Origin of the sequence: Nonomuraea sp. NPDC004580, from assembly GCF_040609855.1 — a bacterium.
Lineage (GTDB): Bacteria > Actinomycetota > Actinomycetes > Streptosporangiales > Streptosporangiaceae > Nonomuraea > Nonomuraea salmonea.
The window spans coordinates 54,815-69,305 of record NZ_JBEXLH010000006.1 but is presented as its reverse complement, the minus strand read 5'-3'; the positions used below and the strand labels follow the sequence as shown (position 1 = coordinate 69,305).

The 14,491-nt window shown below is 73.2% G+C and carries 11 protein-coding genes; 4 read left to right on the top strand and 7 right to left on the bottom strand.

The window, feature by feature from the left end; translation table 11 throughout:
• The first annotated feature begins 51 nt into the window (after positions 1-51).
• Both glgP and ABZW11_RS09750 read left to right on the top strand, forming a co-directional pair.
• A complete protein-coding gene (gene glgP / locus ABZW11_RS09755; RefSeq protein ID WP_355414565.1) occupies positions 52-2,634 on the top strand; it encodes an alpha-glucan family phosphorylase in 2,583 nt (860 codons plus the stop codon).
• Positions 2,635-2,682: 48 nt separating this feature from the next.
• Entirely contained in the window at positions 2,683-3,579 is an 897-nt protein-coding gene (locus ABZW11_RS09750) for a MurR/RpiR family transcriptional regulator (protein ID WP_355414562.1), read from the top strand.
• On the opposite strand, the gene ABZW11_RS09745 is transcribed toward ABZW11_RS09750, so the two are convergent.
• From ABZW11_RS09745 to ABZW11_RS09715, 7 genes are all read right to left on the bottom strand, one after another.
• Positions 3,542-5,458, bottom strand: coding sequence for an N-acetylmuramoyl-L-alanine amidase (locus ABZW11_RS09745; RefSeq protein WP_355414560.1), 1,917 nt, complete (start codon positions 5,456-5,458; stop codon positions 3,542-3,544). The two genes, ABZW11_RS09750 and ABZW11_RS09745, sit on opposite strands and share 38 nt — an antisense overlap.
• A 128-nt stretch (positions 5,459-5,586) precedes the next feature.
• Positions 5,587-7,452: an ABC transporter ATP-binding protein gene (locus tag ABZW11_RS09740; protein WP_355414558.1), complete on the bottom strand. Its 1,866-nt coding sequence runs from the start codon at positions 7,450-7,452 to the stop codon at positions 5,587-5,589.
• Positions 7,449-9,218 carry an ABC transporter ATP-binding protein gene (locus ABZW11_RS09735; protein WP_355414556.1) on the bottom strand — a complete coding sequence of 590 codons (1,770 nt, stop codon included), beginning with the start codon at positions 9,216-9,218 and terminating at the stop codon, positions 7,449-7,451. The genes ABZW11_RS09740 and ABZW11_RS09735 overlap by 4 nt, the downstream gene beginning before the upstream one ends.
• Before the next feature lie 68 nt (positions 9,219-9,286).
• On the bottom strand, positions 9,287-10,264 hold the full coding sequence (locus ABZW11_RS09730) for a zinc-binding dehydrogenase (protein WP_355414554.1): 978 nt from the start codon (positions 10,262-10,264) through the stop codon (positions 9,287-9,289).
• A 223-nt stretch (positions 10,265-10,487) separates the two neighbouring features.
• Positions 10,488-11,630: an XRE family transcriptional regulator gene (locus ABZW11_RS09725; protein WP_355414552.1), complete on the bottom strand. Its 1,143-nt coding sequence runs from the start codon at positions 11,628-11,630 to the stop codon at positions 10,488-10,490.
• Positions 11,623-12,357, bottom strand: a complete 735-nt coding sequence (locus ABZW11_RS09720; RefSeq protein ID WP_355414550.1) for a hypothetical protein — start codon at positions 12,355-12,357, stop codon at positions 11,623-11,625. The genes ABZW11_RS09725 and ABZW11_RS09720 overlap by 8 nt, the downstream gene beginning before the upstream one ends.
• A gap of 293 nt (positions 12,358-12,650) precedes the next feature.
• Entirely contained in the window at positions 12,651-12,935 is a 285-nt protein-coding gene (locus tag ABZW11_RS09715; RefSeq protein WP_345389333.1) for a Fe-S cluster assembly protein HesB, read from the bottom strand.
• A gap of 93 nt (positions 12,936-13,028) precedes the next feature.
• Here ABZW11_RS09715 and ABZW11_RS09710 point away from each other — a divergent pair, with 93 nt between their 5' ends.
• Both ABZW11_RS09710 and ABZW11_RS09705 read left to right on the top strand, forming a co-directional pair.
• Positions 13,029-13,685, top strand: a complete 657-nt coding sequence (locus ABZW11_RS09710; RefSeq protein ID WP_355414548.1) for an endonuclease — start codon at positions 13,029-13,031, stop codon at positions 13,683-13,685.
• Between the two features lie 24 nt (positions 13,686-13,709).
• Positions 13,710-14,483 carry an enoyl-CoA hydratase-related protein gene (locus ABZW11_RS09705; RefSeq protein WP_355414546.1) on the top strand — a complete coding sequence of 258 codons (774 nt, stop codon included), beginning with the start codon at positions 13,710-13,712 and terminating at the stop codon, positions 14,481-14,483.
• Positions 14,484-14,491 lie beyond the last annotated feature (8 nt).

Sequence of the window (14,491 nt, the reverse complement as noted above, 5' to 3'; positions counted from 1 at the left end):
GATGAGGGTGAAGGACTCAGAGGTCCCTCCTAGCCCGTAGGGTGCAGAAACGTGAGAGCTATCCGCCGGTTTACCGTCCGCACCGTCCTGCCCGCGGAGCTGGCCGCCCTCGGCGAGCTCGTCCACAATCTCCGCTGGTCATGGCACCCGGAGACGATGGACCTCTTCGCGGAGGTCGACGCCGAGCTGTGGGAACAGGTCGGCCACGACCCCGTGGCCCTGCTCGGCGCCGTCGCCCCGGCCCGGCTCACCGAGCTGGCCGCCGACCGCCGGTTCCTGCGCCGCCTCGCCGACGCAGCCGACGACCTGCGCGAGTACATGACCTCTCCGCGCTGGTACCAGACGCTGCCCGACAGCGCCAGGGCCATCGCCTACTTCTCGCCCGAGTACGGCATCGCCGGCGCGCTGCCGCAATACTCCGGCGGCCTCGGCATCCTCGCGGGTGACCACCTGAAGGCGGCCAGCGACCTGGGCGTGCCCATCCTCGCGGTGGGCCTGCTCTACCGCCACGGCTACTTCACGCAGTCCCTGTCGCCCGAGGGCTGGCAGCTTGAGCACTACCCGTCGCTCGACGCCGGCGGGCTGCCGCTCAGCCTGCTCAAGGAGCCTGACGGCACGCCCGTCAAGATCCGCCTGTCGCTGCCCGACGAGCGGGTCCTGCACGCCCAGGTGTGGGTGGCGCAGGTGGGCCGGGTGCCGCTGCTGCTGCTCGACTCCGACGTGGCCGAGAACGACAACGCGGCCAGAGACGTCACCGACCGCCTCTACGGCGGCGGCACCGACCACAGGCTCATGCAGGAGCTGCTGCTCGGCGTGGGCGGCGTACGCGCGATCAGGGCCTACTGCCGCATCACCGGGCACGCCGACCCCGAGGTCTTCCACACCAACGAGGGCCACGCCGGCTTCCTCGGCCTTGAGCGCATCCGCGAGCTGACCGAGGCCCGCATGTCGTTCGACGAGGCGCTGGAGGCCGTGCGCGCCGGCACCGTGTTCACCACCCACACGCCCGTGCCCGCCGGCATCGACCGCTTCCCGCGCGACATGATCGAGCGCCACTTCGGCGGGCCCAACTCCTGGCCGACCGTGCCGGTCGAGCGCATTCTCGCGCTGGGCGCCGAGTCCGACCCGAGCCGGTTCAACATGGCCGTGATGGGCATGCGGCTGGCCCAAAGGGTCAACGGGGTGTCCCAATTGCACGGAGAAGTCAGCCGGGAGATGTTCAAGGATCTCTGGCCCGGATTTGACCTGGACGAGGTGCCGATCGGGTCGATCACCAACGGCGTCCACGCGCCCACCTGGGTCGGCCGCGAGTTCATGGAGCTGGCCGGACGCGAGCTGCCCACGCTGCTGGAGCGGGCCCGCGGCTGGGAGGGCATCCAGAAGATCTCCGACGCCGACATCTGGCACATCCGCGGCACGCTGCGCAAGCGGCTGGTCGAAGGGGCCCGCGTGCGCCTGCGCCGGTCGTGGCGGGAGCGCGGGGCCTCCGACGCCGAGCTGGGCTGGATCGACGACGCGCTCGACCCCGACGTGCTGACCATCGGGTTCGCGCGGCGGGTGCCGTCGTACAAGCGGCTCACGCTCATGCTGCGCGACCCCGAGCGGCTCACCGAGCTGCTGCTCGACCCCGAAAAGCCGGTGCAGATCGTGATCGCCGGCAAGGCGCACCCGGCCGACGAGGGCGGGAAGAAGCTCATCCAGCAGATCGTCAAGTTCGCCGACCAGCAGCAGGTCCGCCACCGGATCGTGTTCCTGCCCGACTACGACATGGCGCTCGGCCAGCTCATGGTGCAGGGCTGCGACGTCTGGCTGAACAACCCGCTGCGCCCGCTGGAGGCGTCCGGCACGTCGGGCATGAAGTCCGCGCTCAACGGCGGACTCAACCTGTCCATCCGCGACGGCTGGTGGGACGAGTGGTACGACGGCACCAACGGCTGGGCCATCCCGACCGCCGACGGCGTGAGCAATTCCGACCGGCGCGACGAGCTGGAGGCCGCCGCCCTCTATGATCTGATCGAGCATGAGGTGTCCGACCGCTTCTACGACCGGGCGTTCGACGGCCTGCCGCGGCGCTGGATCGAGATGGTCAAGCACACCCTGGCCTCGCTCGGGCCGAAGGTGCTCGCCGGGCGCATGCTCCGCGACTACGTGCTGACCCTCTACAACCCGGCCGCGGCCTCGGCCCGCGCGCTGTCGGCCGACTTCTACGCCCCGGCCAAGGCGTTCGCCGCCTGGCGGGTGCGGGTGACCAGGGCCTGGCCGGGAGTGCGGGTCGAGCACGTCGAGGCGACCGGCGTGGGGGACACGCCGGAGGTCGGGGCCGCGATCGAGCTGCACGCCACGATCGCGCTCGGTGACCTCGCGCCCGAGGACGTCCAGGTGCAGGCCGCGTACGGGAAGGTCGGGCCGCACGACGAGCTGGTGCGCCCGGCGTACGCGACGCTGTCGGTGCAGTCGGTGGACGACGACCGGCGCGCCCACTACACCGGGAAGGTGCCGCTCGACCGCACCGGCGCGTTCGGCTACACCGTGCGCGTCGTCCCGCACCACCCGCTGCTCGTCACCCCGGCCGAGCTGGGGCTCGTCACCGTTCCCGAGGAGCCGGCCGGCATGACCAACGGGACGTTGCGGTAGGACTGCGGGCCGGGGCCAGCAATGCGGTCAACGCGGCATAATCAGGGGGTGGACGACAACGGGAACGGCCTGCGCGCCGACACACTGGTGGCCACTGTTCGCGGTGTGCTGCCGTCGTTGACGCCTGCCGCCCAGACCGTCGCCCGCCTCATACTCGAAGACCCCGCGACGGTGGCCAGGAGCACCATCACCGAGCTCTCGGCCGCCTCGGGCACCAGCGAGGCTACGATCGTGCGCACCGCGCGGCTGCTCGGCTTCGCCGGATACCCGCAGCTCAGGCTCGCGTTAGCCGCGGCGGCCGCGCAGCCCGACCGGCTGGTGCCCGGTGACCTCGCCCCCGACGACCCGCTGTCGGAGGTCATCCACAAGGTGGCGCGGGCCGAGTCCGAGGCGATCAACGACACCGTCGCCCAGCTCACCTCCGAGCGGCTCGGCCTGGTGGTCGACGCCATCGTCGGCGCCCGCAGGATCGACGCCTACGGCGTCAGCGCCTCCGGCCTGGTCGCCGAGGACGTCGCGCAGAAGCTGATGCGCATCGGCCTGTCCTCCCACGCCTTCCAGGACGCCCACCTCGCGCTGACCAGCGCGGTGCTGCTGCGCGAAGGCGACGTCGCCATCGGCATCAGCACCTCGGGCGAGACCCCCGACGTGATCGAGCCGCTGACCCGCGCCAAGGAGGCGGGGGCCACCACGGTCGCCATCACCAACAACCCCCGCTCCTCGATCGCGGAGCTGGCCGAACACGTGCTGATCTCGGCCGGGCGCGAGACGGAGTTCCGTCCCGGCGCCCTGGCCAGCCGCATCAGCCAGCTCCTCGTCGTCGACTGCGTGTTCGTCGGCGTCGCCCAGCGCACGTTCGACTCCTCTCAGGAGGCGCTCGAGAGCACCAGGCGCGCCGTCACGGAGTTCACCCGGAGAACGTCACCCGCACGTCGTCAGCCTTGACGAACATCACGCGGTGGCCGAACTGGATCTGCAGATACTTCGTCTTGCCGCGCACGACCGTGTGGTCCTCCAGGTTGAAGGTGACCGCCCGGTAATACTCGGCCGGCGCCACGCCCGCGAGCGTGTACTTCTCGCCCGCCGAGAACGTGTACTGCAGCGGGGTCACCGCCTGGTACGGGATGCCCTCCGGGTACGCCTCCTGCTCGGGGTAGGCCCTGCCGTAGACCGGCACGGTCGCCTTGCCCGGCTTCGGCGTGACCAGCAGGCCCATCGACGGCACGGCGGTCGGGTTCGAGGCCGGGTTGTGGAACCACGCCTTCTGCCCGAGGTACCAGATGGCCGTCCAGTCGCCCCTGCGTTCGGCCACGGCGTAGCGCTGGCCGGTGCTGGCGCGGGCGCTGTGGTCGTAGACGCTGTAGAGGGACTCGCCGGTCGGGTGCTTGCCGATGTCCTTGACCAGCGGCGCGTCCTCGCGCGGCTCCGTACGCAGCCACACGGTGTGGGCGGGCAGCGGCGGGCAGTCGGCCTCGGGGTTCTGGCGGTCACAGCCGTAGAAGTGCGGCTTGTTCGTCGCGAAGTCGGGCCTGATCATGACCGCGCCCGAGCGGGGGCCGCCCAGCCCGTGCAGCGGCGCGCCCATGAGCTTGAAGTAGTGCGCCCAGTCCCAGAACGGCCCCGGGTCCTCGTGCATGCCGCGCACGGTGGTCGGCAGGGTGCCGGGGACGTTGTCGTGGCCCAGGATGTGGGCCCGGTCGAGCGGCACGCCGTGGCGCAGCGCCAGGTAGCGGACCAGGCGGGCAGAGGAGCGGTACATCGCCTCGGTGAACCAGGTGCCGCCCTCCGCCAGGAAGCCCTCGTGCTCGATGCCGATGGACTTGGCGTTGACGTACCAGTTGCCGGCCTGCCAGCCGACGTCCTTGGTCTTGATGTGCTGGGCGATGTGGCCGTCGGTGGAGCGGACGGAGTAGTGCCAGCTCGCACCGTAGGCGGGGTCCTGGTTGAGGCGGATGGAGGGCAGGAAATATCCCTCCATGTCGTGAATGATGATGTAGTCGACCTTCTGGCTGGCCGGGCGGTTCGCCAGGTCGTAGTGGCCGTAGTCGTCGTTCGGGAGCTGCGCGTACGCGGCCGGGATCCACTCGCAGGAGATCGACGCCGGGCACTCGATGCCGTCGGGGCGCACCGGCGGGCGCAGGCCGAGCTTCTCCAGCCACTTCTCGATCGCGTCGAGGCGCGGTACGGCGGGCAGCCGGACCCGGTGGCCGTCGTCGGTCGTCCGCTCGGCTCCCTCCTTGATGATCGAGAAGACCTCGTCGGCGAAGAACCTGGCCGCGCCCGACTCCTCGGCGCCCGAGTACTTCGCGACCGCGCCGTACCACTGGCCGGGGTCGTCGCTCAGCGGCGCGCCGAGCGCCTTCTGGTACTCGGCCAGCAGCGCCGCGCCGCCGCGGATGTTGGCGGTGGCGTCGGAACGCAGCCGCTCACGGCTCTCGCCGGTCAGCTGCGCGGCCCGCTCCATGGTCCGCAGCGAGGCCGGCAGCTCGGCCGGCGCCGGGCGGGCCTCGGGGGCGGGCAGCGGACGGCCGTCGTCGCCGCGCGCGTCCTCCTCGCCCGCGTCGTGGTGGTTGCCCGCGGTGAACGCGGCGGCGTCGGTGAGGTGCATCGGGCCGAAGCCGGCGTCGCTCGACGGCAGCCCGGCATGGGCGTCCCAGCGGGACTCCAGGTAGGAGACACCCAGCAACACGCTCTCGGGGACGCCGAACTCCTTCGCGGCGGACGCGAACGCCTGCTGCCGGTCCGCCGGTGGCTCTGCCTGGGCGGGGCTCGCCGGGATTAACGGCAGCAGGGCGACGAGCGAGGTCGCCAGTAGTCTGCGCATGAACCACTCCTCGGGGCTGGGGGGCGCATAGTGCGATTCAGCGTCTCAACATTTTCCTTCTCAGGCGAGATCTTTGCGAAGATATTTTTCAGCTCTTAACGGTCACGGCGCCGCTGTGCCGGAGAGGCTCAGCGGGTGGTTCCTGAGGCGGGGCCGCCGTGCCAGGAGTGCCAGAGGGCCGCGTAGGCGCCGCCCGCCGCCACCAGCTCCTCGTGCGTGCCCAGCTCGGTGAGCCGGCCGTCGCGCATGACCGCCACCCGGTCGGCGTCGCGGGCCGTCTGCAGCCGGTGCGCGATCGCGATCACCGTCCGGCCCGCGAGCACGGCGGCCAGCGCGCGCTCGGTGTGCCGGGCCGTCCTCGGGTCGAGCAGGGCCGTGGCCTCGTCCAGGATCAGCGTGTGCGGGTCGGCCAGCACCACCCTGGCCAGCGCGAGCTGCTGCGCCTGCGCGCCGTCCGGGCGGTGACCGCCCGGGCCGAGGTGCGTGTCGAGGTCCACGGCCCAGTCGGCGCCGACCGTGCTCAGTGCCGCGCGCAGCTCGGCGTCGGTCGCGCCGGGGGCGGCGATGGCCAGATTGTCGCGTACGGTGCCGAGGAAGACGTGGTGTTCCTGGGTGACGAGCATGACGCGCTCGCGCAGCCGGTCCGGGTCGAGCCCGGCCACGGGGACACCGCCCACCGTGACCTCGCCCGTACGCGGGGCGTCCATGCCCGCCAGCAGCCGGCCCAGCGTGGTCTTGCCCGCCCCCGACGGGCCGACGATCGCGAGCCGCTCGCCCGGACGTACCCGCAGATCCACGCCGTGCAGGACGTCGGGGCCTCCGTCGTAGGCGTAGGACGCGCCGCGCACCTCGATCCGGTCGTCCACCGGCTCGGGGGCCGCACCCGCGGGCCCGCCGCGCGGCGCCTGAGCCAGGCCCTCCACCCGGGCGAACGACGCGCTGCTGCTCTGCAGCAGCTCCAGGTTCTCGAGGATCGTGTTCAGCGGCGCGGACAGCTGCCGCAGGTAGAGCGCCGCCGCGACCACCGTGCCCAGCGTCACCGTGCCCAGCGTCACCGTGCCCAGCGTCACCGTGCCCAGCGTCACCGTGCCCAGCGTCATGAGCACACCGCCCAGCAGCAGGACGCCGGCCACCGGGATCGCGTACGAGACGTCCACCACCGGGAACAGCACACTGCGCAGGAACAACGTCCTGACCCGGGTGCGCCGGCACTCCTCGATGGCGCGGCGGCACGCCGACAGGCGGCGGTGCTCCAGCCGCAGCGCCGCCACCGTGCGGGCGCCGCTCGTGGTGGCCGCCAGCTCCTCGGCCAGGGCCGCGTTCGCCCTGCCCTCCGCCAGGTACGCCGTCACCGCCCTGCGCAGGTACCACCGCGTCGCGAACCAGATCCCGGCGAGCCCGGCCAGCCCGCACGCGCCCAGCAGCAGGCTCAGCACGAACACGGCGGTCAGCACGAACCCGGCCTGCACGGCGGCGATCGCCATCATGGGGCCCGCGTCGCGCAACGTCGCCCCGACCGCCGCCACGTCGGTGGTGCCCCTGGTGATCAGGTCGCCCGTGCCCGCCCGCTCAACCGTGGTCGCGGGCAGGGCGAGCGCGCGATCGGCGAACTCCTCGCGGATGCGGGCCAGCGTGCGCTCCCCGAACCGGTGGCCGGCCAGGCCCGCGTACCGTGACAGCACGATCTGGGCCAGCGCGCACACCAGGATGGCCAGCGCCAGCCGGTCCACCGTCGCGAGGCCCGCGCCGGCGCGCACCTCGTCCACGATCCGGCCGAGCAGCCACGGCGCGGCCAGCCCCGCCGCCGCGGCCAGCCCGTTGAGCGCCAGCACCCCGGCGAACGCCCGCCCGTCGATCCGAACGAGCCGCACCCAAGCCCGCCGCACCTGGGCGGGCCGGGCCACCGGCAACCGATCCACCGCCTCCGCCGCCTCCGCCGCCTCCGCCGCCTCCGCCGCCTTCGCCGCCTCGCCGCCTCGCGCCTCCGCGATCACGATCGGCCTCCGGTCCCGGCCCCGATGGGGTCGCTGTCGAGATCGCCGGGGGATTCGTCCCCTTCGCCGCTCCCTTCGGGTTCGCCGCGCGAGACGAGAGCGCGGTAGCCGGGGGAGTCGCGGAGCAGGGTGTGGTGGTCGCCGGAGGCCGCGACCGTGCCGTCGACCAGGTAGTAGACGGTGTCGGCGTGCTCCAGGACGAGCGGCGACGTGGTGGTGACGGCGGTCGTGCGGCCCGCGCGTACGGCACGCAGGCGAGCGGCGACCACGGCCTCGGTGTGGGCGTCCAGGGCCGAGGTGGGCTCGGCGGCCAGGAGCACGTCCGGGGCGGCGAACAGGGCGCGGGCCAGCCGGACCCGCTGGCGCTGCCCGCCGGACAGGTTGCGGCCCTGGGCGGTGACGGGCGCGTCCAGGCCGTACCTGGCGACGTCCTCGGCGCCGGCGGCGTGCAGGGCGAGCTCCAGCTCCGCGTCCGAGGGGCCGGCACGACCGGCCACGACCTCACGCAGCGTGCCCGCGAACAGATCGGCCTCGTTGTCGGCCACCAGGACACGCTCCCGCACCCAGGCGGGGTCGAGGTCACGCAGGCTCACTCCGTCCCAGGCAGCGGCCGGTTCGGCGAACCCGCCCAGCCGGTCGAGCACCGCCGCACCCTCCGCGGCCCGCGCGCCGGCCAGCGCCGTCAGCCGCCCCGGCACCAGCTCCACCCCGGACACGCCGTCCCGCAGCACGCCATAGGGCGGCGGGGGCGGCGCGGCGCCCGGCGTCCCGAGGTCCTCGGGTTCGAGCGACAGGAACCGTACGGTCCTGCGGGCCGCCACCAGACCCCTGCTGATGTCGTAACCGCCCTCCACGAAGAACGTCACCGGCACCACCAGCACGGCGGCGTACCCGTACACCGCGACCAGCTCTCCCGCCGTGATGTCGCCCTGCACCGCCATCCTGGCCGCCAGCCACGTCACCGCCCCCAGGAAGAGCGTGGGCAGCCCGACCCCCAGCGCGTGGATCCAGCTCGTCACCGCCCCCACCCGGTAGCCGCGCTCGCGCAGCTCCTGGGAGCCGCGCCGGTAGCGGGCGGCGTAGACATCCTTGCCGCCGATGCCGTTCAGCACCCGCAGCCCGCCCGCGATGTCGGCGAACCGGGCGGCCAGCTCGCCCTGCCCGGCCCGGTACGCGGTCTCCACCCCGCGCAGCCGTCCGAGCAGCGGCCCCAGCAGCACGACGAGCAGCGGCACGCCCAGCAGCACCACGGCGGCCAGCACCGGCGAGACCGCCAGCAGCAGCACGGCCACGACGATGTAGGCCAGCACCGCGCCGACGCCCGGCCCGGTGACGGTGAGCGTGGCGGACATCATGGCCGCGTCCCCGAACCCGATCGTGACCACCTCACCGGCCGTCACCTTGCGCGGCAGCGCCGCACCCAGCCGGGTCGCCTGCAGGGCCACCACGTGGGCGGTGCGGAAGGCGGCGTCCATGCGTACGCGGGTCATCGTCCTGTGCCGCATGATGGCCAGCCACGCGTTCAGCACGCCGGTGCCGAGCACCGCCGCCACCCAGCCGGTCAGCACGGCCAGGTCCCCCGTGGCGAGCCCGTCGTCGATGGCGCGGGAGAGCAGGTACGGCGGCAGCGTCAGGCACACCATCCACGCCGTCCCTAAGCACGCCCCCAGCAACACCCGCCCAGGCTGCCGAACGACCAGCCACCACAGGTAGCGAGCCGCGCTGCGAAAGTCGGGGGTTCCAGGATCGGCAAGGGGATCAGCCATGCTACGCACCCTAGAACCCGCGCCCACCCCACCCAGGACCACCCCCACGCCCCCAAGCGCCGCGCGGGTCAGGGGACGAGGACGACCTTGCCCGTGGTGCGGCGGGACTCCATGGCGGCGTGGGCCTCGGCGGCCCGCTCCAGGGGGAATGTCTGGACGGCCGGGACGAGCGTTCCGCGGGCCGCTGCGGCAAGGGCCTTGGCCTCGTACGCGGGTCGCGTCTCCGGGTGCTCCAGCAGGAACCGCAGCGCGTTGGTCGCGGTCTGGCCGTGGGCGGCGAGGGTGTCGTCGTCGGGCCAGAAGGCCTGCTGGGAGGCGCTGCCGATGGTGAGGAACCGGCCGCCGCCGGCCAGCAGCCCGAACGCGGCCCGCGCCTTGTCGCCGCCCACCCCGTCGAGCACGGCCGTGACCTTGCGGCCCCCGAGGTGCCCGGCGACCTCCTCGTCCCAGGAGGGCAGGTCGTAGTCCACGGCGAGGTCGGCCCCCAGCTCGCGGACGGCCGCCACCTTGGCGGGGCCGCCCGCCGCGCCGATCACGGTGGCGCCGAGGCGGCGGGCGTACTGGACGACCAGCCGCCCGATCCCGCCGGCCGCCGACGTCACCAGCACCACGTCGTCGGGCGTCAGCGCGGCCACGTCCAGGTAGTGCAGGGTGGTGCCGCCGGTGACGATCATGGCGACGGCCGTCACGTGGTCGAGCCCCTCGGGTATCGGGTGCAGGGTCGTCACGTCGGCCACGGCCAGCTCGGCGTACCCGCCGGGCCGCCCGCCCGACGTCACCACGTCACGTCCGATCCAGGACGGATCGACGTCAGGCCCCACGGCGTCCACCCGGCCCGCGACCTCCCCGCCCATGATCGCCGGCAGCTCGGGCAGGGGCGGCGTGAAGCCTCCTGTCGGCCCCGACCGCATGACCGCCTCGATGAAGTGCACCCCGGCCGCCTTGACGGCGACGCGCACCTGCCCGGGACCGGGCTCGGGGTCGGAAACTTCCTCGTAGCGAAGGTTCTCGGCGGGACCGAAGGCGTGCAGAACGACGGCGTGCATGACGTGCTCCAAGAGAAGACGAACAGCTTCGTCTCCTGAGCCTGCAACCCCAAGCCCACTTGAGGTCAAACCCCGCCCCCGGACGTCGGCGGGTGAAGTCGCCGTGTCGGGTCCGGTGACGTCCAGGACGGCCTTGCCGTGGAGGCGGCGCTCCAGCAGGGCGTTGACCGCCCTGCCCGGCTGCCTCACCCTGCCCGCGGCGCCCGCACGCTGACCGGCGCGGTCAGGGGACGAGCCGGAGCGACGGGCGGCGGTCGGGGAGGCCGATGAGCTCGCGGACGCGGGCGATCGGCCAGGCCAGCTCCTCAGCCAGCGCCGCCGCGCTCAGCGAGCCCTCACGGCAGGCCAGCTCGAACGCCTCGGCCAGCAGCACCGGCTGCTCGCCCGGGTAGCCGGACACGGGCTCGTTGGTGAAGCCCGGCTGGCCGCGCAGGGCGTTGAGCCGCTGGTAGGCGCGGCCGGCCGCCGAGTCGGACAGCAGCCCGGTCTCCCTGCACCGGTAGAGCAGCGAGTCGACCGACACCCCCCAGGTCAGCCGCAGCTCGGCCAGCTTGCGCAGGTCGGCGCGGGCGGGCAGGCGGGGCAGGATGCTCTCGCGCGGCGTCAGGAACTCGGCGGCGAAGGCGTCGGCCTCGCGTTCCTGCTGGGAGTCGCCGGCCGCGGTGTCGCCGTGGAGCACCAGGTGGCCCAGCTCGTGGGCGGCGGTGAAGCGGTGGCGGTAGATGTCGTCGAAGCGGTTGGGCGTCAGCACCACGATGGGCCTGGGCAGGCTGGAGGTGGAGAAGGCGTCGACGGTGACGGCGTCGGGGTCGTGGCGGGGGAAGGCGACGACGATGCCGTGGGACTCCATGCGGCGTACGAGGTGGCTGATCGGGCCCGTGCCGAGCCCCCAGTGGGCCCGCAGCGCGCGGGCGGCGCCGGCCGGGTCGCGGGGCAGCGCGGAGTGCATCTCGCCGCCCGCGAACCCCGGCAGGTCGACGGCGGGCAGCTGGACGCGTTTCTCCAGCGCGTACGTCAGCTCCCACACCTGCTCGACGAAGGCCACGGCCTTGGCCCGCTGGTAGGCCCGGGTGGAGCGCAGGCTGCGGAAGTGGGCCATGGACCCGTCGAGCTTGCCGTGGGGACGCCCGGACAGGAAGAACGCCGTCGGCACCGACAGCACCTCGGCCAGCAGCGGGATCAGGTCGGGCCGCGGCCGGGTGACGCCCGCCTCGTATTGCCCGACGGCGGCGGGCGAGACGCCGAGCCGCTCGGCGACCTCCTTCTTGGTGAGCGCGGCCAGATGACGAGCCTGCGTGAGCCGCGTCGCGTCGAACGCGTCCGCCACCGCCTGTGGCGTCGGCCCGGGGGTGCCGGGGTCACGCACCGCCGGCGGCTTCCGGCCAGAGAGGGATGGGGGCGGGGGCGGCCGAGCGCGGGTTGAGCTCGGGGGAGGGGAGCGCGCCCTGGTCGAACGCCGCCGCGGTGTCGCCCTGGGTGAGCGCGGCGGCCTCCTGGGTGAGCGGGATCTCCTCGCAGTGGTGCCAGCGCAGGCTGCCGAGGCGGTCGAGCAGCTCGGCCTCGCCCCACCAGGCGTCGAGCAGCCCGGCGTGGGCGTTGGCCGCGTACGCGATCAGCACGAGGCGGGTGTCGTCGGGCAGGTCGCCGAGCGCCTCGGCCACCGGCGCCGCGTGAGGGGCGACGTCGTGCAGCGCGAGCTGCCGCATGCGCGGCTCTGGCCCGAACCGGTTGAACAGCGCCTGCACCAGCGCCGACGGCCGTCCGTCGCCGATGCGGGCGCTCATCACGCTGCCCGCCCGGTCTTTGGCGTAGCGGAACGGGAACAGCAGCGTGCCGTCGAGCACCACCAGCTCGTGCTGGGAGCCGCCTGGCTTGACGATGCGCACGTCACCGAGGTCCTGGAACGCCTCGGCCAGCGCCTCGAACTTGCGCGACATGAGCGTGAACCCGAACGGGTGCAGATGATCGGTGCGCGCGACCTCCTGGGCCTCGCGCGCGTTGTCGGCGGCCACCGACAACGCCTCGGCGACGCACTCCCTGACCAGGGACGCCCGCTGCCCGAACATGTCGTGAGCCCACTGCGACATCCGCACGCCGACCTCCCGCCGCTTTACTTTCCAACATCATAGACGCGCTGGGGCTTCACCCTGCCCTCGCGCCACGCCGGTGCTCGCGGTGTGTCACAGGAGGCGGGCCTCTCCGGCACGGCGTGACGGCCACGAGGTCCTGACCTGCCCGCCGCGACGCAGAGGGGGCGGCTCGCCCCAGCGGACGTGGTGCGCGTCACGTAACGATCGGTGGTCGGTGAGCGGGACGGCCACGGACGGAGGAAGCAGCGGACCGTGACACGAAACGTCCGCTGCTTCCTCCTCTCACGGCGTCCGGGTCAGCCGCGCCGGTCGAGCCGGAACGAGGGTTGTCCCGGTCTGCCGGGCTGGGCGTCCAGCGACTTGTCGTCGAGGATCCGTACGGCGTCCTCGGCGACGAACACCCGTACGTCCTCCTTCTCGACGACCTGGTCACCGGCGTGCGGCGTGCTCGCCAGCGTGACCTCCAGCGTTCCTGCCTCGTCTGCCTTCGGGGCGATGCGCAGGCCCGCGTCGGCGGGCACGTTCTCCCCGACCAAGAGGTCGCGGATGGCGACCACGGCGTTATCGGTCAATGTCAGCACGACCTGCTCCTTTGTCCTCTTGGAACCCTCCGACTCCCCCCACCTCGGAGCAGCAAACACATGCGCCGGGCGGCGCCGGGTAGCGGGGACGGCATGGCGAAGACCGATGAAGCCGTCCTGGAGGCGCTGCTCGACCGTTACGGCCGCACGTACGCGGGCGAGGCCGGCATCAAGCTCGCCGACCGCCCCAAACCGCTCTACGAGCTGCTGGTGCTCGCGACGCTGCTGAGCGCCCGCATCTCGGCCGACGTGGCGGTGGCGGCGGCGAAGGAGCTGTTCGCCGCCGGGTACGGCACGCCCAAGGGCATGGGCGAGGCGAGCTGGCAGGACCGGGTTGACGCGCTGGGGCGCGGCCACTACCGCCGCTACGACGAGCGCACGGCCACGATGCTCGGCGACGGCGCGAAGCTGCTGCTCGACCGCTGGAAGGGCGACCTGCGGCGGCTGCGCGACGAGGCGGGCGGCGACGAGCGGCGGATCGCGGAGCTGCTGACCGAGTTCCCCGGCATCGGCCCGACCGGGGCCGACATCTTCCTGCGCGAGGTCCAGGCCGTCTGGCCGCAGGTAGCGCCGCACCTGGACCGGCGGGTGCTGGACGGTGCGGGCAAGCTGGGCCTGCCGCGCCAGGCGGGGCCGCTCGCCGAGCTCGCCGGGTCCGGCGACGAGCTGGCGCGCCTGTCGGCGGCGCTCGTCAGGGTGGCGCGGAGCAAGAAGTCCGTGGACGAGGTCAAGGCGGCGGCCGCGCGGTGATCGGCGGCTGTTAGGTTCTGAGTCATGGGTGAGTTCGTAAGCGTCGAGGTGGCCGACCAGATCGCCACGATCCGTCTGGACCGTCCGAAGATGAACGCGCTCAACGCTCAGGTACAGCGTGAGCTCGCCGAGGCGGCCGCGCTGATCGACGCCGACCCGCAGGTGCATGCGGTGATCCTGTACGGCGGCGCGCGGGTGTTCGCCGCCGGCGCGGACATCAAGGAGATGTCCGACATGTCGTACGTCGAGATGTCCGCCCACTCCGTCGCCCTCCAGGGCGCGCTGACCGCGATCGCCCGCATCGGCAAGCCGGTCATCGCCGCCATCACGGGTTACGCCCTGGGCGGCGGCTGCGAGCTGGCGCTGTGCGCCGACTTCCGGGTGGCGGGCGAGTCGGCCAAGCTGGGCCAGCCCGAGGTGCAGCTCGGCCTCATCCCCGGCGCGGGCGGCACCCAGCGCCTGCCCCGGCTGATCGGCCCCGCGCGGGCGAAGGACCTCATCTTCTCCGGCCGCCACGTCGACGCCGCCGAGGCGCTCGCCATCGGGCTGGTCGACCGCGTGGTGCCGGACGAGCAGGTCTACACCGCCGCGCTCGAATGGGCGGCCACGTTCGTCGGCGGGCCTGCCGTGGCCCTGCGCGCCGCCAAGCAGGCCATCGACCAGGGCCTGGAGACCGACCTGGAGACGGGCCTGGAGATCGAGCGGCTGCAGTTCTCCGGCATGTTCGCCACCGAGGACGCGAAGGCCGGCATGCGCGCCTTCACCGAGCGATCCAAGCCGAAGTTCACGGGCCGCTGAGCGATTCC